Below are 25,854 nucleotides of genomic sequence, written 5' to 3'. Positions count from 1 at the left end.
GAGGGTGGCGTGCTGAGTGCCGAGTTGAAGGCGTTTTTTATGGTCGCCCGCCTGGGCAGCATTACCCAGGCGGCGAAAAAACTCGGCCTGAGCCAGCCCACCGTCACCACCCAGATTCGTAACCTGGAAAGCCAATACGGCGTTGAGCTGTTCTACCGAGGCGGCCGCCGCCTCACCGTCAGCGATGAAGGTGCGCGGCTGCTGCCAATGGTCAAGACGCTGTTGCAGCAGGAAGCCGATATCGAGTTTTTCCTGCGCAACAGCGGCCAGGTCCAGGGTGCCTTGAGGATTGCCGCGACGGCGCCGTATTACATTCTCGACCTGGTCAAAGCCTTTCGTGAGCGCCTGCCCCACGTGGAGGTGTCGGTGGAAATCGGCAACTCCCAGCAGGTGCTCGAAGCGTTGGATGATTACCGCGTCGATGTCGCCGCATCCTCGCAACTGCTGGAAGACCCTCGTCTGATCCGTCGCGTACTCGGCACCGATCCTTTGGTGCTGGCGGTGCATCGCAATCACCCTCTGGCCACCCTCGATCATGTACCGCTCAGTGCGTTGGCCGGGCACACGCTGTTGATGCGTGAGGCGGGTTCCACCACGCGCAGGTTGACCGAAGAAATGTTACAAGGCGCGGGTGTGAGTTACGGACCACTGCTGGAAATCGGCAGCCGTGAGTCGATTCGCGAGGCCGTGCTGCGCAACATCGGTATCAGTATCATCGCCCGCCAGGAAGTGCCCCATGACCCGCAGTTGCGCGTGCTGACCATCGAGAACGCGCCGCAGATTCCTGAGTATTTGTACTGCCTCAAGGAAAGAAAAGGGGCTCGCCTGCCTGCTGCGTTTCTCGGGTTGGCGCAGGAAATGTCGCCGCTCTGAAATAGGTTTGGTGGCCTTTGGATCGCCATCGCAGGCTAGCCAGCTCCCACCTTCGACCGAGTTCCAACATGAGAATGCGGTCAAAATGTGGGAGCGGGCTTGCCCGCGATGGCGTCCTCCCAGACAACTCATTCCTCAAGTCCTACACAAATCCACCAATACCACTATCACTCCCTTTTGCCTTCCTGCCACACCAAGGACGCATTGTCTCCCTAGCATGGCCTTCATCAGTTTGATGAGGTGCCTCCATGAACACAGCCCTGACCAACCCCGGTGCGCCGATGAAGGTGCGCGGTATCCAGAAACGCTTCGGCGCCTTTACTGCGCTGGATAATGTGTCGCTGGACGTCGCGGCCGGTGAGCTGGTGTGCCTGCTGGGCCCGTCCGGTTGCGGCAAGACCACTTTGCTGCGTTGCATCGCCGGTCTGGAACGCCAGGACAGCGGCGAGCTTTACCTTGGCCAACGGGATGTTTCCTTGCTGCCACCTCAGGCGCGGGATTACGGGATATTGTTCCAGTCCTACGCGCTGTTTCCCAACCTGACCGTCGAAGCGAATATCGGCTACGGCCTCACCGGCAGCGGCCGCGATGAAGTGCGCAAGCGTGTCGGCCAGATGCTCGAGCTGGTTGGCCTGCTGGGCAGCGAAAAGAAATACCCCGGCCAACTCTCTGGCGGCCAACAACAACGCGTCGCCCTGGCCCGTGCCCTGGCGCCAGCACCCTCCTTGCTGCTGTTGGACGAACCGATGTCGGCGCTCGACGCCCGTGTCCGCGAGCACTTGTGCACCGAGTTGCGCCAACTGCAACGGCGCCTGGGGATCACCACCCTGATGGTCACCCATAACCAGGACGAAGCCATGTTGATGGCCGACCGCATCGCCGTGATGAACAACGGCAAGGTCGAGCAATACGCCACGCCCCAGGAAATCTACGACCGACCGGCCACGCCGTTCGTGGCGGAGTTCGTCGGCCAGGGCAACTGGCTGCCGTTCAGTCGCAACAGCGACAGCCATGCCCAGGTCGGCGGCATGAACATGCGCCTGGACGATAACGCCAGCAAGGCCAAGTCCGGCCGCTTGTTCTGTCGCCCGGAAGCCATCAGCGTGAACCCGCCGGTACATGAAGAAAACCTGTTCCCGGCGAAGGTCCGCGAGATCACCTTTCTCGGTAACCGCTGCCGCATGAGCTTTGAACTGGAACAATTGCCTGGCCACCCGTTGCTGGCCGAACTGGCCCCCGAAGCCATGCCGCGCCTCGGCGTCCAGGACATCTGGGTGGCCTTGCCGCCACGCAGCCTGCAGGTGTTTGCCTGAGATGGCCGCTGATATGACGCTGCCGATACCCGACAACCTGGCTCGTCAGGTTTCCCGCGCCGAACTGGGCGACCGCATTTTTGTGCTCGGCGGCAAAGTGCTCTGGTTGTGCCTGTTGGGCGTAGCGGTACTGATGCCATTACTGGCGATCTTCTGGCGTGGCTTCAGCAGTGAAGCCGGGCAGGGCGGTGGGTGGGTCGCGGCGCGCGAGCTGGTCACCAGTGACAACTTCCACTGGCTGCTGGGCAATAGCTTGAAGGTTTCCCTCAGCGTGGCGGCCATCGTCGTACCGTTGGCCTACCTGTTTGCTTACGCATTGCAGCGCACGCTGATCCCCGGCAAGGCCATCTGGCGTGGCATATCACTGCTGCCGCTGATGGCGCCGTCCATGCTGCCGGGGATTGCGCTGGTGTATCTGTTCGGCAACCAGGGCATGTTGCGCGGGCTGCTTTCAGAGAATATCTACGGTTTCTGGGGCATTGTTCTCGGCGAAGTGATCTACACCTTCCCACACGCTTTGATGATTCTGCTGTCGGCACTCTCGCTGGCAGATGCGCGTTTGTTCGACGCGGCGTCGAGTATGGGCGCAAGTCCTGCCCGGGCGTTTCGCAGCATCACCTGGCCGGCCACGCGCCAGGCCGTATTCGCTGCGTTTTGCCTGGTATTCACCCTGACCATCACCGACTTCGGCGTGCCCGTGGTGGTCGGCGGCGATTATCAGGTGCTGGCGCTGGAGGCCTACAAAGCGGTGGTCGGCCAGCAGCAGTTCGGTCGCGGTGCTTTGATCGGCATGGTATTGCTGCTGCCGGCGCTGTTCAGCTTTGGGGTCGACGCCTGGTTGCGCCGTCGGCAGGGTGACGCCATGAGTGGCCGTGCCCAGGTGTTCCAACCAACGCCATCGCCGCAGCGCGATGGGTGCTACCTGGCCATTGTGCTGCTGATCTGCGCCGTGTTGCTGCTGGTGTTCGGCATGGCGGTGTATTCCTCACTGGTGAAGTTCTGGCCGTACAACCTGTCGCTGTCGCTCAACCACTACCAATTCGAAGACACGGCCGGTGGCGGTTGGCTGGCCTATCGCAACAGCCTGACCATGGCCCTTTGCACGGCGCTGATCGGTAGCGTGTTGATCTTCACCGGCGCCTACCTGATGGAAAAGACCAAGGGCCAGAAAGGCCTGAACCTGGCGCTGCGCATGCTCAGCTTTGTGCCGATGGCCGTGCCGGGCCTGGTGCTCGGCCTGGGCTACGTGTTCTTTTTCAACCTCAACGGCAACCCGCTGCATGTGTTCTACGGAACCATGACCCTGCTGGTGGTGTGCACCATTGCGCACTATTTGACCACTGCGCAGATGACCGCGACCACGGCGCTGCGTCAGCTGGACAGTGAGTTCGAAGCCGCCGCGCTGTCGCTCAAGGCGCCGCTGTACCGCCACTATTTGCGCGTCACCGTACCGATCTGCCTGCCGGCGTTGCTGGACATCGTGCGCTACCTGTTTGTGTCGGCGATGACCACCGTGTCCGCCGCGATCTTCCTCTACAGCCCCGACACCCTTCTTGCCGCCGTCGCCGTGTTGAACATGGACGATGCCGGCAACGTAGGCGGCGCCGCGGCCATGTCCACCCTGATCCTGTTCACCTCAGGCAGCGTCTCGCTGCTGCTGGCGTGGGCTTCACGTGGCGCGTTGCGCCGTTCCCAAGCCTGGCGCCAGACCGCGCCCGGCCAATAATCCCTGAAGGAGGTGTTCCATGTTCAAGCCCCTGGCTCTGGCCGCTGCTCTACTCAGCGCATTCAGCCTGAATGCCTTTGCCGCCAAAACCGAGTTGACGGTGTACACGGCCCTCGAAGCCGAGCAGTTGAAGACCTATAAACAGGCTTTCGAAAAGGCCAACCCGGACGTCGAGATCAAATGGGTACGCGACTCCACCGGCATCATCACCGCCAAGCTGCTGGCCGAGAAAGATCGCCCGCAAGCCGACGTGGTGTGGGGCCTGGCCGCGTCGAGCCTGGCGATCCTCGACCAGCAAGGCATGCTGGCTAACTACGCGCCCAAGGATTTGGACAAGATCGGTAAGCACTACCGCGACGCCGCCAACCCACCGGCCTGGGTCGGCATGGACGTGTGGGCTGCGACCATCTGCTTCAACACTGTCGAAGCCGAGAAGCAAGGCCTGACCAAGCCGGTGAGCTGGCAAGACCTGACCAAGCCTGAGTACAAGGGCAAGATCGTGATGCCGAACCCGGCGTCGTCCGGCACCGGCTTCCTGGACGTGAGTGCCTGGCTGCAGACCTTTGGCGAGAAACAGGGCTGGCAGTACATGGACGACCTGCACCAGAACATCGGCCAGTACGTTCACTCCGGGTCCAAGCCTTGCAAGCTGGCGGCTTCCGGTGAATTCCCGATTGGCATTTCCTTCGAATACCCGGCCGTCCAACTGAAACGCCAGGGCGCGCCGCTGGATATCATCCTGCCCAAAGAAGGCCTGGGCTGGGACATTGAAGCGACGGCCGTGATCAAGGGCACCGCTCACGCCGAGGCGGCTAAAAAGCTCGCTGACTTCTCCGCCAGCACGGCGGCGATGGACCTGTACAAAGACAACTTCGCTGTCCTCGCCCAGCCTGGTATCGCCAAGCCGCAGACCGAATTGCCCGCTGACTACGAGCAACGCCTGATCAAGAACGACTTCGCCTGGGCCTCTAAAAACCGCGACAGCATCCTGACCGAATGGCGCAAGCGCTATGACGGCAAGTCGGAGAAGGTGGCGGGTCAGTAAGGTTTTCGTTAGGGCTGATGGCCCTGTCGCAGGCAAGCCAACTCCCACAGTTGGAATGCATTCCAATGTGGGAGCTGGCTTGCCTGCGATAGCGGTCCCAAATTCAGGACTTCACTCTATGACACAACACAGCGATCTGCTGATCATCGGCGCCGGCATCCTCGGCCTGTCCCACGCTTATGCGGCCGCCAGGCGCGGGCTCAAGGTCAAGGTGTTCGAGCGCAGCGCTACGCCGTTGGGCGCTTCGGTGCGTAACTTCGGCCAGGCGCTGGTCACCGGCCAACCACCGGGGCCGATGCTCGACCTGGCCCGTGAAAGTCGCGATATCTGGGCGCAATGGGCACAAGTGGCGGGTGTGCAGCTCAAGCGCAACGGCTCGTACCTGTTTGCCCGCACCGAAGCCGAAGAGCATCTGTTGGAAGCATTCCGCGCCGGTCGCGCCCAGGAACACGGCTACAACGTCGAGCTGCTGCAAGGCGCGGCGATGAAGGATCTATATGGCGGTCAGTTCCGTCATCACCGCGCAGCGCTGCATGGTAAAGACGATCAGCAGCTGTATTCCCGCGAGGCGATTCCGGCACTGATCAACTACCTGAGCCAGCATTTGAGCGTGGAGTTTCATTTCTCCACCCTGGTGCGCGACGTTGAGCCCGGCCACGTGCACACCACGGCCGGCAGCTTTCGTGGCGAGCAGGTCATTGTGTGTTCCGGCCATGACTACCAAACCTTGCTGGCGGAACCGATCGCCGAACTCAACCCGAGTATCTGCCGCCTGCAAATGCTGCGTGCCCGGCCTGCGGCCAACCTCAACCTGCAACACGCGTTGCTCACAGGCTTGAGTTGCGTGCATTACGGCGCCTTCGCCGACCTGCCCGAAGCCGCGCCGGTGCAGGCGCAAATCCTGCGTGAAGCACCACACTTGCATGAACACGGCATTCATCTGCTGATCAGCCCGACGCCCCATGGCGAGCTGATTATCGGCGACTCCCATGACTACGGCAGCGATGCGTCGCCGTTCAACGCCGAGCAGGTCGATGACTGGCTGATCGAGTTGGCCGAGCAGACGCTGGGCTGCAAGGTGCAAGTAGTGGAGCGCTGGCAAGGTGTTTACGGCTCACGCGGCCCCGCCCCGTTTTCATTCCTGCGTGCGGCACCCGGCGTGAGCGCGGCACTGATGCACACCGGCGTGGGCATGAGCGTGGGGCCGGCGATGGCCGAGCGAAATATCACAACCCTGTGGGGGGCGGCATGATGACCCCGGAACAGGCGATTACCGAAGTCTTTGGCGTGTACGAGCAGCACGGCACAGCGGATTACATCGGCGAACCGGTGTCGCAGCTCGAACATATGTCCCAAGCCGCGCAACAGGCGATGGCCGAGGGGTTTGATGATGAAGTGGTGCTGGCGGCGTTCTTCCACGATATCGGGCACCTGTGCGGACAGGGTGGCGAAAACATGAGCGGTTATGGGGTGGTCAGTCATGAGCGGCTGGGCGCGGATTACTTGCGCCGCGCAGGCTTCAGTGAGCGCCTGGTCAAACTGGTGGAATACCACGTGCAAGCCAAGCGCTATCTGACCTTCAGCCAGCCGGGCTATTACGCCCGCTTGAGCGAAGCCAGTCGCCGCACGTTGGGGTACCAGGGCGGCATGATGAGCGCCAAAGAGGCCCAGGCCTTCGAACAGGACCCGCTGTGTGCTGTTAGTTTGCGCATGCGCCATTGGGATGAACAGGCCAAGCAAATATCCATACCGGTGCTTGATCTTGAAGTGCTCAAGGCCAAAGCTCGGCAACTGCTCGCGGCTTAGGTTTCATCCAGACGCTGGGCCAGGGCTTCGACGTGTTCCTGGCGCTCTGCCTGGCTCAGCTTGGGGCGAAGGTTCAGGGATGACCATTGCGGATGAGCGCGAGCCTTGTGCAGCGCGTCCGGTAACTTGCCTTCGCGCCAGGTTTTGTCCTGTGGCGTATCGACCTTGATGCTGTGCATGGCCGCATGGCCGCGCAGGTTCAGGGCCTTGAGCAACTGGCGTTGGCGCAAGGCCAAAAGGCGCAGCACGCTGTCGTCGACGGTCAGTTCGCGTTGGCCCTTAATCTTGCCCAGCAGGCGGCTGCCATAGCCGCGTGCGGTTTGCAGGGCACCACCGGCAATCGCCCCGGCCAGGGCGGCGGCGCCAAGCGTCAAGCCTCCGACCAGCAGGTCCACACCCGCCCCGGCAGCCGCACCTGCGGCGATTCCGCCACCGACGCGCACGCCGAGTTGCTTGAGGGTTTCCGGGTTGAACAGGTCATCGCCCCAGCGGCCGTCCAGCAACGGCAAGTCGCTGGCGGCGGCATCTTGTGGGCGGAAACCAAACAGTTTGAGCAGCGCTTCCACGCATTTTTGTTCGCGTTGGCGTACGGCTTTGCGCAGGTCACTGATGGCTTGCTGTTCATCGGCAGTGACCACGCTGCGTCGGCACGCGGCGCAGTCAATCAACAGCTCGGCGATCAGCCGTGCGGCGCTTTGCTGGCGGGCCTGGCGTTGGGCTTGCTGGTCCTGGATCAGCCGTTCCAACTGCCCCCGCGACTTCTCCAGGAGCAGGGCCAGGCTTTCATAAAGACGACGCTCGCCATCTTCCGGTGGCGCCACACTGTCGAAACGCACCAGCGCATGCAGGCCAAGGCGGGCCAGGGCTTTGCGCCAGTCCGGCTCGCGGTGGTCGCTGCTGCTGACGAAGTTGAGCACCGGCAGCAACGGCTTGCCGCAACTGGCCAGCACTTGCAGCTCGTCGCGGTACTTGGCCAGCACCGGCTCGCGGGCGTCGATCACATACAGGCCGGCGTCCGAGGCCAGCAGTTGGCGCAGCACTTTGGCTTCCTGTTCGAAACGCTGGCGCGCTTCGCTGCCTTCCAGGAAACGCGCCAGGCGGGCCGGGCCGTCAAGGCGTTCGCCGGGGCGATCCAGGCGTTCCAGATAGTCGAGCAGGGCGATGGCGTCTTCCAGGCCGGGCGTGTCGTATAGTTCCAGCAAGGCCTCGCCATCCACCGATAACCGTGCGCCTTCGACATGCCGCGTGGTGCTGGGCCGATGGGAGACTTCGCCAAAGCCGACATCGCGGGTCAACGTACGCAGCAGTGAGGTCTTGCCGACATTGGTGTGGCCGACCACTGCGAGTTTCAGCGGTTTAGTCATGACCGGTCTCCAGCCAGTTCAGCGGCGCGCAGTCGGCGAAGGGCAGCTCCAGTTGTTGCAGCGCTGCGTGCCAATCGCCCAGGCGCTCGGCGTCCAGTGCCTGGCCGGGCGGAGCTTGCAGCAGCCACACACGGGTGGCGGCGGCGCTGCGTGCCAGCTCGGCGATCAGCGCCAGGCTGCCACGGTCGGGCGAGCGCCGTGGGTCGCAAGCGATAGCCAGGCGCGCGGGCGGGAAGCGGGTGAGTTGTTCCAGCAGTTTGTTGCGCGATTCGCGGGTGTCGAGGATGCCGGCGTTTTTCACGCTGGCCGGCAGTTTGGGCGGCCAGGGGTGCTGATCGTCGAGTTCGATGGCGACCAGCAGCGCGCCGTCGCTCTCCAGTTCACTGACGCCTCCTGTGACGTGGTGCAGCTGTTCGGGCGCGGCGTCGTTGACGCCCAGTCGTTCACTGCTGGGCATCAGGCGTTCGCGCAGTTGGCTGTAGCCGGGCAGGTTGAGGTCCAGGCGCAAGGCGGCGCGCCCGCGTTTCCAGCGCCACAGGCAGAGTAACGCGAGGATCAATCTGGGCAGCAGGCCGTAAACCAGCAACACCCCGACCAGCCAGGCGGCCCAGGCTTGGCGAGCGCTTTCGATGTTCAGGGCGGAATCGCCGCTGGCGCGGATCATCTCGACCGTCGGCACATTGAAGCCCAACAGCGCGGGAAGGCTGCCAAGGGCTTGGGTCACGGCGACAAAAGTGTCGGCGCCGAGGATGGTGGTTTCCCACACAAAACCATAGCGTCGGGTGGCGAGCAGTGTCAGCAAAATCACCATGGCGCTGAGCAATGCCAGCAACCACAGGCTGTTGACCAGCATGCCGACCGCCCAGCGATTGAGTTTTCGGCGCTGTAACAACAGCAGCAACGCCGGCGCCAGTTGCGCGGCCTTGGCATCACGCGCGAGTTTTTCGCTGAGCCACAACCACAGGCGGCCGAGGCTGGCGCTGTGTTCGCCGGCAAACAGCAGGCCCAGGGCCCAACTGATTAACAGGATCAGATTCAAGCCGAGCAGGCTGCCCAGGGCCCAGAACACATTCACCGGCGTCACACCATTGCCCAATGCAGCAAACGCCAGACCGGCGCCACTGATCACCGCGACCACCGCCAGCAGCACCAGCGCCAAACGGGCGCCTTGCAGCCAGCGGGTGAGGGCGGCGATCAAACCATCGCGCTCGGCCAAATGCAGGGCGCGCTGTTGGATGCGCGTCGGCAGGTCGCCGCCGGCCGCGCGGGCCAGGCGGTTGGCTTCCAGGTCTTCCAGCGGGCCGGCGTGTTCTTCACGCAAGCGCACGGTTTCCGTCAGCCAGAGTCTGTGCAAGGGGTTCAGTGCAGTCACGCGCCGTCCTGTTGTGTTCGTGAGCCTGGAGCATAACCGCTCCGGGGCTGTTTAGTGCACGCTGCGCGTGGCTGGGGGCTCTGGTATTCTCGTCGCCATGAAAAAAACTCTCCCTTTAAGCCTGATCGCAGCCCTCGGTGAAAACCGTGTGATCGGCGTCGACAACAGCATGCCCTGGCATTTGCCGGGGGATTTCAAATACTTCAAGGCCACCACGCTTGGCAAGCCGATCATCATGGGGCGCAAGACCTGGGATTCGCTGGGCCGACCGTTGCCGGGGCGCTTGAACATCGTGGTCAGCCGTCAGACCGACTTGGTGCTCGAAGGTGCGGAAGTTTTTCCGTCTCTCGACGCGGCGGTTGAGCGGGCCGAGGCCTGGGCGCTGGCGCAGGGCGTGGACGAGCTGATGCTGATCGGCGGTGCGCAGCTGTATGCGCAGGGGCTGGAACAGGCAGATCGCTTGTATCTGACCCGGGTTGCGCTGAGCCCGGAAGGGGATGCGTGGTTTCCCGAGTTTGATAAGCAGCATTGGAAGCTGGTTTCAAACCTGGAGAATCCAGCTGAAGGTGATAAGCCGGCGTATAACTTCGAAGTCTGGGAGAGGGGCAGCTGCTAGCTTTAAGCCACAAGCCACAAGCCACAAGCCACAAGCCACAAGCCACAAGCCACAAGCTGAAAGTTAAAGCGAAGTGCTCTTTCTTGCAGCTTGCAGCTTGCAGCTTGCAACTCAGCTAGCTAGCTGCACATGCTCATCGGCATTCAACAGCGCTTTATCCGTCTGCTTCATGACCTGGCTGGTAATCGCGCCCGCCGTCATCGAGCCGTTTACGTTCAAGGCCGTGCGGCCCATGTCGATCAGCGGCTCCACGGAAATCAGCAGCGCCACCAGTGACACCGGCAAGCCCATCGCCGGCAGCACGATCAACGCGGCAAACGTCGCACCGCCACCCACGCCGGCCACACCGGCCGAACTCAAGGTCACAATCGCCACCAGGGTCGCGATCCACAGCGGGTCCAGCGGGTTGATGCCGACAGTGGGCGCAACCATCACGGCCAACATCGCCGGGTAGAGGCCCGCGCAACCGTTCTGGCCGATGGTGGCACCAAACGAGGCGGCAAAACCGGCGATGGATTGTGGAATGCCGAGGCGGCGCGTCTGCGCTTCAATGCTCAGCGGAATGGCCGCCGCACTGGAGCGGCTGGTGAACGCAAAGGTCAGCACCGGCCACACTTTACGGAAGAACCGCAGCGGGTTGATCCCGGCCAGGGACAGCAGCAGGCCGTGCACCACAAACATCAGGCCCAGCGCCAGGTACGACACCACCACAAAACTGCCGAGCTTGATAATGTCTTGCAGGTTGGAACCGGCGACCACTTTGGTCATCAGCGCCAGCACGCCGTACGGCGTCAGCTTCATCACCAGGCGCACCAGGCGCATCACCCAGGCTTGCAGGGTGTCGATGGCGTTGATTACTTTCTGGCCTTTTTCCACGTCATCCTTGAGCAGTTGCAGCGCGGCAACCCCCAGGAATGCAGCGAAAATCACCACACTGATGATCGACGTCGGCTTGGCGCGCGCCAGGTCGGCGAACGGGTTCGCCGGCACGAACGACAGCAGCAATTGCGGGATATTCAGGTCGGCGACCTTGCCGGCGTAATCGCTCTGGATCACTTGCAGGCGCGCCATTTCCTGGGTGCCGGCCACCAGGCCTTCGGCGGTGAGGCCGAACAGGTTGGTCAGGCCGATGCCGATCAGCGCCGCAATCGCCGTGGTGAACAGCAGCGTGCCGATGGTCAGGAAGCTGATCTTGCCCAGGGACGAGGCATTATGCAGACGTGCCACTGCGCTGAGGATCGAAGCGAATACCAGCGGGATCACGATCATTTGCAGCAGTTGCACATAACCATTACCGACCAGGTCGAACCAGCCGATGGAGGCTTTGAGCACCGGGTTACCGTCGCCATAAATGGTGTGCAATACCGTACCGAACACCACGCCGAGGGCCAGGGCGAACAGGACCTTCTTGGCGAGGCTCCATTGCGTGTGGCGTGTTTGTGCCAGGCCCAGCAACAGGGCCACGAACACCAGTAAGTTGAGAATCAGGGGCAGATTCATTGAAGCTCCGTTGAGAAGGCAGCCAATCGCGTGAGCCTGCGATTGCGAACCGGAAATGCTAACAGCTTGAAATATATTGATTTAATACCGATATGGAATGTGTACTGTCGTTTTTGGAATAAGCGTTTGACGTTCAGGCGTATGCCTTTGGCGCAATCACGACGCAAGCGGTCGCGCTCGGGCGATAACTGTCACACAGATTTGTTAGCGTCGATGTCTTTCACTCAGGGAGAAAACGCTTATGAAGCTCGCGCCAACACTACTTGCCGCCGCCTTCTGCTTCGGCCTCGCCGGCCAGGCATTTGCCGCCACCGAGTTGAAGCACTGGCCGGCGCCCGCCGCCGAGCAACTGAACAAGATGATCGCCGCCAATGCCAACAAGGGTAACTTCGCGGTGTTCGACATGGACAACACCAGCTACCGCTATGATCTTGAAGAGTCCTTGCTGCCGTACCTGGAAAACAAGGGCCTGATCACCCGCGACACCATGGACCCGTCCCTGAAGCTGATCCCGTTCAAGGACACCGCTGAACACAAGGAAAGCCTGTTCAGCTACTACTACCGCCTTTGTGAAGTCGACGACATGGTCTGCTACCCGTGGGTGGCGCAGATCTTCTCCGGCTTCACCCTTAAGGAACTCAAAGGCTACGTCGATGAGATGATGGCTTCCGGCAAGCCAGTCCCGGTCACGTACTACGACGGTGACGTGGTCAAGAACATGGACGTGCAGCCACCAAAAGTCTTCACCGGCCAGGCTGAGCTCTACAACAAGCTGATGGAAAATGGCATTGAGGTCTACGTGATGACCGCCGCGTCCGAGGAACTGGTGCGCATGGTCGCTGCCGATCCGAAGTACGGCTACAACGTCAAACCCGAGAACGTCATCGGCGTGAGCACCCTGCTCAAGGACCGCAAGACTGGCGAGCTGACCACCGCACGCAAACAGATCGCTGCCGGCAAATATGACGAGAAGGCCAACCTGGGCCTGGAACTGACCCCTTATCTGTGGACGCCGGCAACCTGGATGGCCGGCAAACACGCAGCCATCCTGACCTACATCGACGAGTGGAAAAAGCCGGTGATTGTCGGCGGTGATACGCCGACCAGCGACGGCTACATGCTGTTCCACGATGTGGACGTGGCCAAAGGCGGCATTCACCTGTGGGTCAACCGCAAAGACAAGTACATGACCCAACTCAACGGCATGATGGCCAAGCACGCAGCGGCCCAGGCCAAGGAAGGGCTGCCGGTGACGGCGGACAAGAACTGGGTGATCGTCAAGCCTGACGAGATTCAGTAAGACCGAGGCGCCTGCTTCGCGAGCAAGCCCGCTCCCACACTTGACCGAGTTCCAGCATCGGAATGCGGTCGAATGTGGGAGCGGGCGGCGGCGCAAGCCAAGGAAGGGCTGCCGGTGACGGCCGACAAGAACTGGGTGATCGTCAAGCCTGACGAGATTCAGTAAGACCGAGGCGCCTGCTTCGCGAGCAAGCCCGCTCCCACACTTGACCGAGTTCCAGCATAGGAGTGCGGTCGACCACACTTGACCGAGTTCCAGCATAGGAGTGCGGTCGACCACACTTGACCGAGTTCCAGCATAGGAGTGCGGTCGACCACACTTGATCGGGTTCCAGCATTGGAATGCGGTCGAATGTGGGAGCGGGCTTGCTCGCGAAGGCGGTGTGTCAGGCCATACATGAGCCGGCTGGCCCACCGCTTTCGCAGGCAAGCCAGCTCCCACAGTTGATTTTCAGTGTTCTGGAGGTTTTCTGCAGGCAAAAAAATGCCCCGCACTTGGCGGGGCATTTTTATGGGCGAGGCTTACAGGCCGTCGAGCATCGCCTTGTTACGTACCGCACCCTTGTCGGCACTGGTAGCCAGCAGGGCATAAGCCTTCAACGCGGTCGTCACTTTACGTGGACGCTTCTCGACCGGTTTCCAGCCTTTCTTGTCCTGTTCGACCCGGCGTGCAGCCAGTTCTTCATCGCTGATTAACAGGTTGATCGAGCGGTTCGGAATGTCGATCAGCACTTTGTCGCCATCCTGCACCAGGCCAATCGCGCCACCGGCAGCGGCTTCTGGAGAAGCGTGGCCGATGGACAGGCCCGAGGTGCCGCCGGAGAAACGGCCGTCGGTCAGCAGGGCGCAGGCTTTGCCGAGGCCTTTGGATTTGAGGTACGACGTCGGGTAGAGCATCTCTTGCATGCCCGGGCCGCCTTTCGGGCCCTCGTAACGGATGATGACGATGTCACCTTCTTTGACTTCGTCGGCGAGGATGCCGCGTACCGAGCTGTCCTGGCTTTCGTAGATCTTGGCGCGGCCTTCGAACACGTGGATCGACTCGTCCACGCCAGCGGTTTTGACTACGCAGCCGTCGAGGGCGATGTTGCCGTACAGTACGGCCAGGCCGCCTTCTTGGGAGTAGGCGTGCTCGACACTGCGGATGCAGCCGTTTTCACGGTCGTCGTCGAGGGTGTCCCAACGGGTCGACTGGCTGAACGCGGTTTGCGTCGGGATGCCTGCCGGGCCGGCCTTGAAGAAGTGATGCACGGCTTCGTCGGTGGTCTGGGTGATGTCCCATTTGGCGATGCCTTCGGCCAGGGATTTGCTGTGCACGGTCGGCAGGTCGGTGTGCAGCAGGCCGCCGCGGGCCAGGGAACCCAGGATCGAGAAGATCCCGCCGGCGCGGTGCACGTCTTCCATGTGGTACTTCTGGATGTTCGGCGCGACTTTGCACAGTTGCGGCACGTGGCGGGACAGACGGTCGATGTCGCGCAGGTCGAAATCGATCTCGGCTTCCTGGGCGGCGGCCAGCAAGTGCAGGATGGTGTTGGTGGAACCGCCCATGGCGATGTCCAGGGTCATGGCGTTTTCGAACGCCTTGAAGTTGGCGATGTTGCGCGGCAACACCGACTCATCGTTCTCGGTGTAGTAACGCTTGCACAGCTCGACGATGGTGCGGCCGGCTTGCAGGAACAATTGCTCGCGGTCGCTGTGGGTGGCCAGGGTAGAGCCGTTACCCGGCAACGCCAGGCCCAAGGCTTCTACCAGGCAGTTCATCGAGTTGGCGGTGAACATGCCGGAGCACGAACCGCAGGTCGGGCAGGCGCTGCGCTCGTATTCCGCGACCTTCTCGTCAGAAGCGCTGGAATCGGCGGCGATGACCATGGCATCGACCAGGTCGAGGCCGTGGGAGGCGAGCTTGGTCTTGCCGGCTTCCATCGGGCCGCCGGACACGAAAATCACCGGGATATTCAGGCGCAGGGAGGCCATCAGCATGCCGGGGGTGATCTTGTCGCAGTTGGAGATGCACACGATGGCGTCGGCGCAGTGGGCGTTGACCATGTACTCCACGGAATCGGCGATGATCTCGCGGCTCGGCAGCGAATACAGCATGCCGTCATGGCCCATGGCGATGCCGTCATCCACGGCGATGGTGTTGAATTCTTTGGCTACACCGCCGGCGCGTTCGATCTCGCGGGCGACCAACTGGCCCAGGTCCTTGAGGTGGACATGGCCGGGTACGAATTGGGTGAACGAGTTGGCAATCGCGATGATCGGCTTTTTGAAGTCGTCATCTTTCATCCCCGTGGCACGCCACAGTGCGCGCGCGCCGGCCATGTTGCGGCCGTGGGTAGATGTTTTCGAGCGGTAATCAGGCATTGGAGCACTCCGGGCGGCTAATCAAGTACTAAAGGGGAGTGAGCTTCTATTGACGTCTGGAACACTCAGAAAATGGCCGCGTGTCCAAAAGTTGCCACTCGCGTCGCGGGATCGCCGCGTGCTTGGGCCTCGAGCTCATAAACCCGCCGGGGGATGACTGGCGATGAATAACGTCGATTCTACACCGCTGGCGGCGGGAGGGAATGGCCGTAAGCGTGGAGATAGCGCTTACGGGACGTGTGGCGGGGCATTAGCGCCCGACCCGCGCATTCGTCAACCAACCCCACAGGCTGAAAAGGATGAAGCTGACAGCAATGGTCATCAGCAAATGCGTGCCGGTTTGCGCAAGGGCGGCGCTGCTGACGGCGGCGCTGAGGAACATGATGCTGTTGCCCGCTGATGCGGCTGTGCCTGCATTGCTGGAGAACAGCAACATTGCCGCAGAAATCGCGGCAGGCCGAACCAGGGTGACGGCCAGGGCGCTGATCAGCATCGGAATCAGCAGGGTGATGGTGGTGATCGCCTCAACGCTGACGATCAGTGTCAACAGCACACCAGCGACAAGCAGCAAGCCGAGGCCGAGGTTGATTTGCCGGGACAGCGGGATGCGCTTTTGCAAATATGACGCCGCGACGCCGCCGAGCAGATAGGCCACGCCGTACACCATCAGCACCAGGGCGTACTGGTATTCCGACAGTTTCAGTGCATCCATGAAAATCAGCGGCGTCACGCTGATCAGCGCGAAATAACAGGCAAACACCAGCGCGGCGATCCACCAGTAACGCAGGAAGTCCCGATTGCTTGCGACGGCTTTCAGCGTGCCGATGATCGAAACCGGGGCACGGTGGGGGCTGGCGGATTTGGACGGCAGGATGCAGAACGCATGGATCAACATGCCCAGCGCCATCAGCGCGAATCCGTAGAAGCTGCCTTGCCAGTCGAATGTGGTTTGCAGCCAGGAGCCTATCAGGGGTGACAGCGCGACAAACGAACCACTCAGGGTCATGTAATAGAGGCGTACCCGGGCTCGATCCTGTTCCTCGAACAGGTCTTCCACCAGGGCGTGGCCCAGCACGAAGAAGCCACAGCCCATCGCCTGTAAGGAGCGAAACAGCAGGAAGGTCAGGTAGTCCGAGGCCAGTGCGCAGCCAATCGCACCCAGGATCGACAGCGTGATGCAGCCGAGCAGGACTTCCTTGCGTCCCCATTTATCCGACAACGGGCCCGCGACCAATTGGGAGATGGAAAAGACCAGGGTGAACAGGCTGATGGAGAGTGCGATGTCCGCCGTAGGCATGTCGAACCGGGTAGCCAGCGCGGGGAATGAGGGCAGGAGAATATTGATCGGAAAGAAGCTGATCAGTGAAATGCAGGTGATGAGGATGAAGCGGGACAGTTGTTGGCGTTTTACGTCGCCACTGAGTGGGGGCGAGCAGGTGGACTCAGACATTGTTTTTGTTTTCCGGAGTAAAACCAGAAACCAATACTAGTCTGCGACATGTGGAATTCAATCAAAAACCTTGTGGGAAGCCATATGGACTTGTGTGGCCTGCGGCAATGTTTCTGACACAGCACAAAAAAATGTGGGAGCTGGCTTGCCTGCGATAACGGAGTGTCAGTCAACAGATTCATTGACGGGTTCACCGTAATCGCGGGCAAGCCCGCTCCCACATTTTGATCTGCGCTTATTGCTTAGCTGTTAGGCAGCAACCGGTAGGTAATGCTCTTGATATACCGCGTCTCTGCAATCGCCGGATGCACCGGGTGATCCGGGCCCTGGCCGCCGCGTTCGAGCATCTGGATATTGCGATCCAGGTGGCGCGCGCTGGTCAGCAGGATGTTTTGCAGGTCGTCTTCCGGCAGGTGCATCGAGCAGGATGCGCTGACCAGGATGCCGTCCTTGCTGAGCAGGCGCATGGCTTGCTCGTTCAGGCGACGGTAGGCGCCTTCGCCGTTTTTCATGTCTTTTTTGCGTTTGATGAAGGCCGGTGGGTCGGCGACGATCACGTCGAAGCGTTCTTCGCTGGCTTTCAGCTCTTTGAGGGCTTCGAAGACGTCGCCTTCAATGCAGGTCATTTTCTCGGCGACGCCGTTCAGCGCGGCGTTGCGCTCAACACCGTCGAGGGCGAAAGCGGAGGCGTCGACGCAGAACACTTCACTGGCGCCGAAGGCTGCAGCTTGCACGCCCCAGCCGCCGATGTAGCTGTACAGGTCCAGCACGCGTTTGCCTTTGGCATACGGGGCCAGGCGCGCGCGGTTCATACGGTGGTCGTAGAACCAGCCGGTCTTCTGGCCCTGGATGACCGGGGCTTCGAACTTCACGCCGTTTTCTTCCAGCGCTACCCACTCCGGCACCAGGCCGAACACGGTTTCAACGTAGCGGTTGAGGCCTTCAGCGTCGCGCGCGGCGGAGTCGTTCTTGAACAGGATGCCGCTCGGCTTGAGCACTTGGGTGAGCGCAGCGATCACGTCTTCTTTGTGGGCTTCCATGGTCGCCGACGCGATCTGCACCACCAGGATGTCGCCGAAACGGTCGACTACCAGGCCTGGCAACAGGTCGGAATCGCCGTAGACCAGGCGGTAGAACGGCTTGTCGAACAGGCGATCACGCAGCGACAGGGCGACGTTGATGCGGTGCACCAGCAGCGACTTGTCCAGGGGCAACTTGATGTCGCGCGACAGCAGGCGTGCGCAGATCAGGTTGTTCGGGCTCATGGCCACGATGCCCAGGGTCTTGCCGCCGGCCGCTTCCAGGATGGCCTGGTCGCCTGCCTGGAAGCCATGAAGAGGTGTGGCGGCCACGTCGATTTCGTTGCTGTAGACCCACAGGTGGCCGTTGCGCAAACGACGATCGGCGTTGGCTTTGAGACGCAGGCTTGGCAGGGACATGACGTCGCTCCGGAAAAAAGAGCGGGAGTATACCGTGTTGTGCATGAATTCGCGGCGCCGCCGGACATGTGGGAGCGGGCTTGCTCGCGAAAGCGGTGGATCAGCCACTGTATTCGGTGACTGACACCGCGCTTTCGCGAGCAAGCCCGCTCCCACATTTGATCCGGTTTCAGTTCGGCATTTGGGTGTCGGTCAAGTCTTCATAAGGGTTAGAATCCCCGCCTAGCCCAGAGTGTGTACTTATGTCCCAAGAGCTTTCCGCCGAGCAGATCCAACAGGCCCTGCAAGGCATCAGCGTGCCGCCTCAACCGCAAATCATGGTGGATTTGCAGATGGAGCAGTACATGCCCGACCCGGACCTGGAAGTGATCGCGCGGTTGATCTCCCAAGACCCAGGCTTGTCCGGTGCGCTGCTGAAGATCGTCAACTCGCCCTATTACGGCCTGAGCAACAAGATCGCCTCGATCCAGCGCGCAGTGAACCTGCTGGGCAGCCGCTCGATCATCAACCTGATCAATGCGCAGTCGATCAAGGGCGAGATGAGCGACGACACCATCGTCACCCTCAACCGCTTCTGGGACACTGCCCAGGATGTGGCCATGACGTGCCTGACCCTGGCCAAACGCACCGGTTCGCAAACCGTAGACGAGGCCTATGCCTTGGGCCTGTTTCACGATTGCGGTGTGCCATTGATGCTCAAGCGTTTTCCCAACTACATGACGGTGCTGGAAGAGGCCTACGCCAACGCCGGCCCCGACTGCCGGGTGGTCGACACCGAGAACAACGCGTTCAACACCAACCATGCAGTCGTCGGTTATTACACCGCCAAGTCCTGGCGCCTGCCGGAGCATGTGACCGACGCCATCGCCAACCACCACAATGCCCTGGCGATTTTCAGCGATGAGTCGTCGCGCACTCCGCAACTGAAAAACCTGCTGGCGATCCTGAAAATGGCCGAGCATATCTGCTCGTCTTACCGTGTGCTGGGCAGCCAGTCGGTAGACCATGAGTGGAATGCTATCGGCCACCTGGTGCTGGATTACGTGGGCCTGTCGGACTACGACTTTGAAAGCATGAAGTTGTCGATCCGCGAGCTGGGCGCGCACTGACCCTTTTTTCAAGAGGTACACATGCCCGAGTTACCAGAAGTCGAAACCACCCGGCGCGGAATTGCGCCCCACCTGGAAGGCCAGCGGGTCAGTCGCGTGGTGGTGCGTGAGCGGCGCCTGCGCTGGCCAATCCCGGAAGACCTTGATGTGCGTCTCTCAGGGCAGCGCATCGTATTGGTGGAGCGGCGGGCCAAGTACCTGTTGATCAATGCCGAAGTGGGCACCTTGATCAGCCACTTGGGCATGTCGGGCAACCTGCGCATGGTGGAAGTCGGTTCGCCGGCACTCAAACATGAGCATGTGGACATCGAACTCGAATCCGGCCTGGCCCTGCGTTACACCGACCCCAGGCGTTTCGGCGCGATGCTCTGGAGCCACGACCCGCACAACCACGAGTTGCTGATGCGCCTGGGGCCCGAGCCGTTGACCGACCTGTTTGATGGCGAGCGCCTGTTCCAGCTGTCCCGTGGGCGTTCGATGGCGGTGAAGCCGTTCATCATGGACAACGCAGTGGTGGTGGGGGTGGGCAATATTTATGCGACGGAAGCGTTGTTTGCGGCGGGGATTGACCCGCGTCGGGCCGCGGGCGGTATCTCACGCGGGCGCTATTTGAAGCTGGCGATTGAGATAAAGCGCGTGCTGGCGGCCGCCATTGAACGGGGCGGTACCACGCTGCGCGACTTTATTGGGGGTGACGGGCAGCCGGGGTATTTCCAGCAGGAACTGTTTGTCTACGGCCGGGGAGGCGAGGCGTGCAAGGTCTGCGGGACGGAGTTGCGCAATGTGGTGTTGGGGCAGCGGGCGAGTGTGTTTTGCCCTAAGTGCCAGAGCTGACTCTGTGTGATGGCTGATGCCGCCTTCGCGAGCAAGCCCGCTCCCACACTTGAATGTATTCACACGTCTAAATGTGGGAGCTGGCTTGCCTGCGATGAGGCCCTGATGGGCGCCACAAAGGCTTAGGCCTTACCGGTAATCTTCCGGTACTTCTCCATCAACTGCTCTTCAGTCTCCGGATGGGCTTCATCCAGCGGAATGCAATCCACCGGGCACACTTGCTGGCACTGAGGCTCGTCGTAGTGGCCGACACACTGGGTGCACAGGTTGGGGTCGATCACGTAGATCTCTTCGCCCTGGGAAATCGCAGCGTTCGGGCACTCGGGTTCGCAGACGTCGCAGTTGATGCAATCGTCGGTGATGATCAGGGACATGGAAACTCCTGCCAGGGCTGTCAGCCAGGGCATCTGAAAACGAATGCGCGCAATTGTGCCGCATTGGCGCCCACAGTGCGAGCGCACATGACCTGTGGCTTATGTGCTTGTGGGGGTGAGCTGGCTTATTGTGGCAAGCCCGCTCGCCACAACAAGCCCACGCCTCAGAAATTACTTCTTGAAACGCAGGGTCAGCGCATCTGCCACGGCCGGGTGCACGAACTTGGTGATATCCCCGCCCAAAGCAGCGATTTCACGGACCAATGTGGAGGAAATGAACGAATAACGCTCCGACGGCGTGAGGAACAGGCTTTCCACGTCGGGCGCCAGTTGACGGTTCATGTTGGCCAGCTGGAATTCGTATTCGAAGTCCGACACTGCACGCAGGCCACGCAGGAACACATTGGCGTTCTGCTCTTTGGCGAAGTGCGCCAGCAGCGTCGAAAAGCCCACCACTTCCACGTTAGGCAAGTGCTTGGTGACCTCGCGTGCCAATTCCACGCGCTGTTCCAGGGGAAACAGCGGGTTTTTCTTGGGGCTGGCGGCGACCGCGATGATCACATGGTCGAACAAGCGAGAGGCGCGTTCGACCAGATCGCCATGGCCTTTGGTAATCGGGTCGAAGGTACCTGGGTACAACACTCGGTTCATCGCGTCGTCCTGGCGGAGTCCGTTGGGGAACCGGATGGTATCGCAGCCGTCCCGGTCGGCCAAGTCAACTTATGCAGAAGAAAGCACTATAGACAGCACGAATACCGTGTTTTTTCATGCCGTTTTCAGACGTTCGGCCAATGCTGTCGCCAGTTGCGCCGTCAATCCGTACACCGACAATTGCGGGTTAGCCCCAATGCTGGTGGGGAATAAAGAGCCGTCGTGGATCGACAGGTTGCGCAATTGGTGATGCCGGCCGAGGCTGTCGGCCACCGCGTTTTTCGGGTCTTCACCCATGGCGCAACCGCCCATTACGTGGGCGCTGCCCAGTGTTGTGCGGTGCAATTCCAGGCTCAGGCCGTCAATCAGGCTGCGCGCCTCGGCCAAGGTGTTCACGTAGCGTGCATCGTGGTGCAACGGCTTGACTGACTTGGCGCCCGCTGCGAACTGAATCTCGGCCATGGTATGGAACGCCCGGCGCAGGCCGTCCCAGGCGTAATCCGACACCTGATAATCGAGCACCGGCGTGCCGTCACTGCGCAATTCCACGGTGCCGCCCGGGCTGTCGGGATGAAAGCCGTCACGCAGCAGCGCGAGCATGGCGTGGGTATGGGGCAGTTGGCTCATGTCCAAGGCGTTCTGTGTGCCGTAGCCGCCGAACAGGGTGCTGGCCAAGCCCGGATGTAAGGGCGGAGCCTCCAGCTTGTAGGACATTTTGCCGGTAGTGCCGTCCAGCCATTGGAAGTGGTCGGAATAGATCGACTGCGGCGCACCGTAGAACGGGTTGATGACCTCGTCGAACAGCCCGGCGGAGAAGTTCACCAAGTGCAGAAAAGTGCGCTTGCCCAGCCGCGAATGCGGGTCGGGTGCGTCCGAACGCATCAGCAGTGCCGGGCTGTTGATGCCACCGCCGGACAGGACGTAATGCTTGGCCTTGACCGTGATCTTGCGCCCGGTGGGGGCCACGCAGCGTTCATCCATGGCGACGCATTCCAGGCTGCTGATCGTGTCGCCGCTGTAGTTGAGGCGTTCGGCGCGGGCCAGGTAGAGCAGCTCACCGCCTTTTTCCAGGGTGGACGGAATGGTGGTGACCAGCATCGACTGCTTGGCGTTGACCGGGCAGCCCATGCCGCAATACCCCAGGTTGAAGCAGCCGCGCACGTTGCGCGGAATCACGTGCCAGCTGTAACCGAGTTTTTCGCAGCCTTTGCGAATCACATCGTTGTTGGCATTCGGTGGTATGGCCCACGGCGCGATACCCAGGCGCTGCTCCATCTTCTCGAACCACGGCGCCATCTCGGCGCTGCTGTGGCCTTTTACCGCGTATTCGCTGGCCCAGTGGGCGAGGGTGGCATCGGGCGTGCGAAAGCTCGACGTCCAGTTGATCAGCGTGGTGCCGCCCACGGCCCGGCCCTGCAGGATGGTGATCGCGCCGTCTTTGCTCATGCGGCCGATGCCCTCCTGGTACAGGCTGGCGTAGGCCTCGTCTTCCAGCAGTTTGAAATCGCTGCTGGTTTTGAGCGGGCCTTCTTCGATCAGCAACACCTTGTAGCCGGCTGCGCTGAGGATCTCGGCGGTAGTGCCGCCACCGGCGCCGCTGCCGATAATCGCCACATCGGCTTCCAGGGTCAGGTCGTTGCCTAAGGCGGCGCCATTGTGGGTTTTCCAGCCACGGGCCAGGCCGTCGCGGAACAGATCGGGTACGGGCATATGAAGTGCACTCTTGTTTTTATGAGTTAAACGCTACGAAGTTGCGGTCAATGTGGGCGCTGGCTTGCTCGCGAATACGGTGTCTCCGTTAAGAATTTATTGACTGACCCACCGCTTTCGCGAGCAAGCCCGCTCCCACATTTTCTGATCGGGTTATCAGGGTTAGATCTTCGGCGGGCCGGGGTAGCCGCAATGGGCCCAGGATTGCGGGCGGAAGTACCACGCCATGATCACCAGCTTGAGCAGTGAACCCTGGCCCATGCGCAGCAGGTTGAGGTAGCTGTTTTCCCAGCGGTGCAGGAAGTTGCGAATCTGCTCGCTGCTGGCGTTTTCCCAACTGCCCCAGATCCCGGTCAACGGGCCGCGGGTGATACCCATACCCAGTACGTCGAACAGTTGCTGGGTGAGCTTGAACATCTCCGGCGATAAGTGCTGCAGGCTGTAGTCGAGTTTTTTCAGGGTGTCTTCGATCCCGGCGACTACGTCCTGGGCGCTGGCGGCGCCTTCGAGCAGCACCGGGATGACCGCGCGCAGGAACGGCAAATCACTGCTGCGCAGCATGGCAAAGCCGCTGGCCGGGGTGCTGCTGGAGCAGCCACTGAGGCTGGCGCCGAGCCCGGCGGTGGCCAGGAACGCGCTGGCGCACAGGCCGATTTTCAAGACGCCGCGCCGCGACAGCGCGGGTGAATCAGTCAGGCTAGGGTTCATTGTTATTGTTATCCCGAGGGTGTGTTATCAACGGATAAACAGCTTCTGAATCAATTTCTGGATCGACTTGCCGTAGGGCGGGTAGATCAACTTCGCCGCGTTCAGGCGCTGCTTGACCAGCACACCCTTGGCCTTGCTGAACGTGAGGAACCCTTCATGACCGTGGTAGTGGCCCATACCCGACGGGCCGATGCCGCCAAAAGGCATGTCGTCCTGAGCCACGTGCAGCAGGGTGTCATTCAGGCACACGCCGCCGGAGTGGGTCTCGTGGAGCACGCGGTTCTGCTCGCCCTTGTTGTAGCCGAAGTAATACAGGGCCAACGGGCGAGGGCGCTGGTTGATGTAGGCAAACGCCTGGTCGATGCCGCGATAAGGCACGATCGGCAGCACCGGACCGAAGATTTCGTCCTGCATCACGGTCATGTCATCGCTGACATTCAGCAACAGGCTATGGGCCATGCGCCGAGCCTGGCCTTGCTCGTAAAGTGGAATCAGGGTGGCGCCTTTGTCGGTGGCGTCTTTGATGTAGGCATTGAGCCGGGCCTGTTGCCGCTCGTTAATGATGGCGGTGTAGTCCGGGTTGTCGGCCAGGGTTGGATAAAACCCACGGACTGCCTTGGAGTAAGCCTCGACAAAGCCCTCCACTCGGTCTTCCGGCACCAGCACATAGTCCGGCGCCACACAGGTTTGCCCGGCGTTCAGGCATTTGCCGAAGGCGATGCGCTCGGCGGCGTCCTTGAGTGGCACGTCGGCGGAGACAATGGCGGGCGACTTGCCGCCCAGCTCCAGCGTGACCGGCGTGAGGTGCTCGGCCGCCGCGCGCATTACGTGCTTGCCGATGCTGGTGGCGCCGGTGAATAACAAGTGATCGAAGCGCAGTTTGGAAAACGCCATACCCACTTCGGCCTCGCCCAGCACCACGCACACCAGGTCCTCGGGGAATATTTTCGCCAACAGTGTCTTGAGCAGCGCGCCCGTGGTGGGTGTGGACTCGCTGAGTTTGAGCATCACCCGGTTACCTGCCGACAAAGCGCCGACCAGCGGGCCAATGGCCAAATACAGTGGGTAGTTCCAGGGCACGATTACCCCGACCACACCGAGCGGCTGGTAGATGACTTTGGCTGACGCGGGTTGGAAGGCAATGCCCACAGCGCGACGGGAAGGTTTCATCCAGCCTTTGAGGTGTTGGCTGGCGTAGTGAATGCCATGCAGGCTCGGCATCAGTTCGGCGAACAGGGTTTCGTCGGCGCTACGGTGGCTGAAGTCCTGGCTGATCGCGTCGATCAGCGCCTGGCGTTCGTCGCTGAGCAAGTCGCGCAATGCCTTGAGCCATTGCTGGCGTTGCTCGGCGGGCGGCATCGGGTTGGCCGCATAGGCGAGACGTTGGGCGTCGAACAAGCCCTGGAGTTGATCCAGCGCCTGGGCGTCTTGCAGGTAGGCAACGTTGGCAGACATGGCGCAGTTTCCGATTGTCATTGGAATGCATCATTTATTAGAGTCATTACTCTAAAATGTCAAATAACATTGCAGCAACATGCGGATTTATCCCGAGCAGGATAGGCCGTAAGATGCTTCATCACGTGTTCAGAAGCTGATCCCCTATGGCACCACGAGTAAAGACCAGCGAGCGCATTGTGCAAACCAGCCTGGAGCTTTTTAACCAGCAGGGTGAACGCAGTGTCAGCACCAACCATATCGCCGCTCACATGGAAATTTCCCCGGGCAACCTGTACTACCACTTCCCCAATAAGCAGGCGATCATCGCCGTGCTGTTTCGTGAATACGAAGCCCTGGTAGACAGTTTTCTGCGCCCGCCCCAAGGCCGCGCCGTTACCGTCGAAGACAAACGCTTCTACCTGCAGGCCGTGCTGGCCGGCATGTGGCGCTACCGTTTCCTGCACCGTGACCTTGAACACCTGCTGGAAAGCGACCCGGAACTTGCCACCGGCTACCGGCGGTTTTCCCAGCGCTGCCTGATCCAGGGCAACGCCATCTATCAGGGGTTTGTCGATGCTGGCATCCTCAATATGGACCCCGTGCAAACCGAAGCGCTGACCCTTAATGCCTGGATCATCCTCACCTCCTGGGTGCGCTTTCTGTGCACCACCAATGAAAACTCCGCTCACTTGAGCGCCGAAGCGATCAAGCGCGGTGTGTACCAGGTGCTGGTGCTGGAGGCGGGGTTTGTCACCGCCGAGGCGAAAGAAGCAGTGGATGCCTTGTTCAAAGAGTTTTACGTGCCGTTGAATCAGGCACTGGAAGAAGTGAAGTAGGGCCTTTCCCCAATCTATTCACAGGAGT

General features: G+C 61.1%; 22 protein-coding genes. 11 read left to right on the top strand and 11 right to left on the bottom strand.

Annotation, left to right across the window (positions count from 1 at the left end):
* The first annotated feature begins 9 nt into the window (after positions 1 to 9).
* The 6 genes from A7J50_RS27700 to A7J50_RS27675 all read left to right on the top strand — a co-directional run bounded on the left by A7J50_RS27700 (position 10) and on the right by A7J50_RS27675 (position 6,763).
* Positions 10 to 873, top strand: a complete 864-nt coding sequence (locus tag A7J50_RS27700; protein ID WP_064454583.1) for a LysR family transcriptional regulator — start codon at positions 10 to 12, stop codon at positions 871 to 873.
* A gap of 248 nt (positions 874 to 1,121) precedes the next feature.
* Positions 1,122 to 2,186, top strand: a complete 1,065-nt coding sequence (locus A7J50_RS27695; protein ID WP_064454582.1) for a putative 2-aminoethylphosphonate ABC transporter ATP-binding protein — start codon at positions 1,122 to 1,124, stop codon at positions 2,184 to 2,186.
* 1 nt (position 2,187) lies between these two features.
* Positions 2,188 to 3,912 carry a putative 2-aminoethylphosphonate ABC transporter permease subunit gene (locus A7J50_RS27690; RefSeq protein ID WP_064454581.1) on the top strand — a complete coding sequence of 575 codons (1,725 nt, stop codon included), beginning with the start codon at positions 2,188 to 2,190 and terminating at the stop codon, positions 3,910 to 3,912.
* 19 nt (positions 3,913 to 3,931) lie between these two features.
* Entirely contained in the window at positions 3,932 to 4,957 is a 1,026-nt protein-coding gene (locus tag A7J50_RS27685; protein WP_064454580.1) for a putative 2-aminoethylphosphonate ABC transporter substrate-binding protein, read from the top strand.
* A gap of 118 nt (positions 4,958 to 5,075) precedes the next feature.
* Complete coding sequence (locus A7J50_RS27680) at positions 5,076 to 6,209, top strand: TIGR03364 family FAD-dependent oxidoreductase (protein WP_064454579.1); 1,134 nt, start codon at positions 5,076 to 5,078, stop codon at positions 6,207 to 6,209.
* Positions 6,209 to 6,763: a phosphonate degradation HD-domain oxygenase gene (locus A7J50_RS27675; protein ID WP_064455022.1), complete on the top strand. Its 555-nt coding sequence runs from the start codon at positions 6,209 to 6,211 to the stop codon at positions 6,761 to 6,763. The genes A7J50_RS27680 and A7J50_RS27675 overlap by 1 nt, the downstream gene beginning before the upstream one ends.
* On the opposite strand, the gene A7J50_RS27670 is transcribed toward A7J50_RS27675, so the two are convergent.
* Positions 6,760 to 8,127, bottom strand: a complete 1,368-nt coding sequence (locus A7J50_RS27670) for a DUF3482 domain-containing protein (RefSeq protein ID WP_064454578.1) — start codon at positions 8,125 to 8,127, stop codon at positions 6,760 to 6,762. The two genes, A7J50_RS27675 and A7J50_RS27670, sit on opposite strands and share 4 nt — an antisense overlap.
* Positions 8,120 to 9,499 (bottom strand): DUF2868 domain-containing protein, encoded by a 1,380-nt coding sequence (locus tag A7J50_RS27665; RefSeq protein WP_064454577.1) that lies wholly within the window; start codon positions 9,497 to 9,499, stop codon positions 8,120 to 8,122. Before A7J50_RS27665 ends, A7J50_RS27670 begins: the two co-directional genes overlap by 8 nt.
* Before the next feature lie 97 nt (positions 9,500 to 9,596).
* Here A7J50_RS27665 and A7J50_RS27660 point away from each other — a divergent pair, with 97 nt between their 5' ends.
* Positions 9,597 to 10,115, top strand: coding sequence for a dihydrofolate reductase (locus A7J50_RS27660; protein WP_064454576.1), 519 nt, complete (start codon positions 9,597 to 9,599; stop codon positions 10,113 to 10,115).
* Between the two features lie 111 nt (positions 10,116 to 10,226).
* On the opposite strand, the gene A7J50_RS27655 is transcribed toward A7J50_RS27660, so the two are convergent.
* On the bottom strand, positions 10,227 to 11,615 hold the full coding sequence (locus A7J50_RS27655; RefSeq protein ID WP_064454575.1) for an L-cystine transporter: 1,389 nt from the start codon (positions 11,613 to 11,615) through the stop codon (positions 10,227 to 10,229).
* A 241-nt stretch (positions 11,616 to 11,856) separates the two neighbouring features.
* Here A7J50_RS27655 and A7J50_RS27650 point away from each other — a divergent pair, with 241 nt between their 5' ends.
* Positions 11,857 to 12,915 (top strand): hypothetical protein, encoded by a 1,059-nt coding sequence (locus A7J50_RS27650; protein WP_064454574.1) that lies wholly within the window; start codon positions 11,857 to 11,859, stop codon positions 12,913 to 12,915.
* Between the two features lie 521 nt (positions 12,916 to 13,436).
* Here the strand turns inward: A7J50_RS27650 and ilvD are convergent.
* The 3 genes from ilvD to A7J50_RS27635 form a co-directional block, all read right to left on the bottom strand.
* Positions 13,437 to 15,278 carry a dihydroxy-acid dehydratase gene (ilvD, locus tag A7J50_RS27645; protein ID WP_064454573.1) on the bottom strand — a complete coding sequence of 614 codons (1,842 nt, stop codon included), beginning with the start codon at positions 15,276 to 15,278 and terminating at the stop codon, positions 13,437 to 13,439.
* A 250-nt stretch (positions 15,279 to 15,528) separates the two neighbouring features.
* Positions 15,529 to 16,728 carry an MFS transporter gene (locus A7J50_RS27640; protein ID WP_064454572.1) on the bottom strand — a complete coding sequence of 400 codons (1,200 nt, stop codon included), beginning with the start codon at positions 16,726 to 16,728 and terminating at the stop codon, positions 15,529 to 15,531.
* A 242-nt stretch (positions 16,729 to 16,970) separates the two neighbouring features.
* Positions 16,971 to 18,167, bottom strand: a complete 1,197-nt coding sequence (locus tag A7J50_RS27635) for a class I SAM-dependent rRNA methyltransferase (RefSeq protein WP_064454571.1) — start codon at positions 18,165 to 18,167, stop codon at positions 16,971 to 16,973.
* Positions 18,168 to 18,463: 296 nt separating this feature from the next.
* Here A7J50_RS27635 and A7J50_RS27630 point away from each other — a divergent pair, with 296 nt between their 5' ends.
* Both A7J50_RS27630 and mutM read left to right on the top strand, forming a co-directional pair.
* A complete protein-coding gene (locus A7J50_RS27630) occupies positions 18,464 to 19,276 on the top strand; it encodes an HDOD domain-containing protein (RefSeq protein ID WP_208604480.1) in 813 nt (270 codons plus the stop codon).
* 21 nt (positions 19,277 to 19,297) lie between these two features.
* The gene (gene mutM / locus A7J50_RS27625) at positions 19,298 to 20,110 is read left to right on the top strand and encodes a bifunctional DNA-formamidopyrimidine glycosylase/DNA-(apurinic or apyrimidinic site) lyase (RefSeq protein ID WP_064454569.1); all 813 of its coding nucleotides are present in this window, start codon (positions 19,298 to 19,300) and stop codon (positions 20,108 to 20,110) included.
* 122 nt (positions 20,111 to 20,232) lie between these two features.
* On the opposite strand, the gene A7J50_RS27620 is transcribed toward mutM, so the two are convergent.
* The 5 genes from A7J50_RS27620 to A7J50_RS27600 all read right to left on the bottom strand — a co-directional run bounded on the left by A7J50_RS27620 (position 20,233) and on the right by A7J50_RS27600 (position 25,008).
* Positions 20,233 to 20,484, bottom strand: a complete 252-nt coding sequence (locus A7J50_RS27620) for a YfhL family 4Fe-4S dicluster ferredoxin (RefSeq protein WP_003195146.1) — start codon at positions 20,482 to 20,484, stop codon at positions 20,233 to 20,235.
* 171 nt (positions 20,485 to 20,655) lie between these two features.
* On the bottom strand, positions 20,656 to 21,135 hold the full coding sequence (coaD, locus tag A7J50_RS27615) for a pantetheine-phosphate adenylyltransferase (protein WP_003176711.1): 480 nt from the start codon (positions 21,133 to 21,135) through the stop codon (positions 20,656 to 20,658).
* A gap of 114 nt (positions 21,136 to 21,249) precedes the next feature.
* Entirely contained in the window at positions 21,250 to 22,845 is a 1,596-nt protein-coding gene (locus A7J50_RS27610) for a GMC family oxidoreductase (protein WP_064454568.1), read from the bottom strand.
* 162 nt (positions 22,846 to 23,007) lie between these two features.
* Positions 23,008 to 23,553 (bottom strand): hypothetical protein, encoded by a 546-nt coding sequence (locus A7J50_RS27605; RefSeq protein ID WP_053258498.1) that lies wholly within the window; start codon positions 23,551 to 23,553, stop codon positions 23,008 to 23,010.
* A 27-nt stretch (positions 23,554 to 23,580) separates the two neighbouring features.
* Positions 23,581 to 25,008, bottom strand: a complete 1,428-nt coding sequence (locus A7J50_RS27600; protein ID WP_064454567.1) for a coniferyl aldehyde dehydrogenase — start codon at positions 25,006 to 25,008, stop codon at positions 23,581 to 23,583.
* A gap of 146 nt (positions 25,009 to 25,154) precedes the next feature.
* Here A7J50_RS27600 and A7J50_RS27595 point away from each other — a divergent pair, with 146 nt between their 5' ends.
* Positions 25,155 to 25,826, top strand: a complete 672-nt coding sequence (locus A7J50_RS27595) for a TetR/AcrR family transcriptional regulator (protein WP_064454566.1) — start codon at positions 25,155 to 25,157, stop codon at positions 25,824 to 25,826.
* Positions 25,827 to 25,854: the final 28 nt, after the last annotated feature.

Origin of the sequence: Pseudomonas antarctica, assembly GCF_001647715.1 — a bacterium.
GTDB classification, from domain to species: domain Bacteria; phylum Pseudomonadota; class Gammaproteobacteria; order Pseudomonadales; family Pseudomonadaceae; genus Aquipseudomonas; species Aquipseudomonas antarctica_A.
This window is presented reverse-complemented; position numbering and strand designations above follow the sequence as displayed.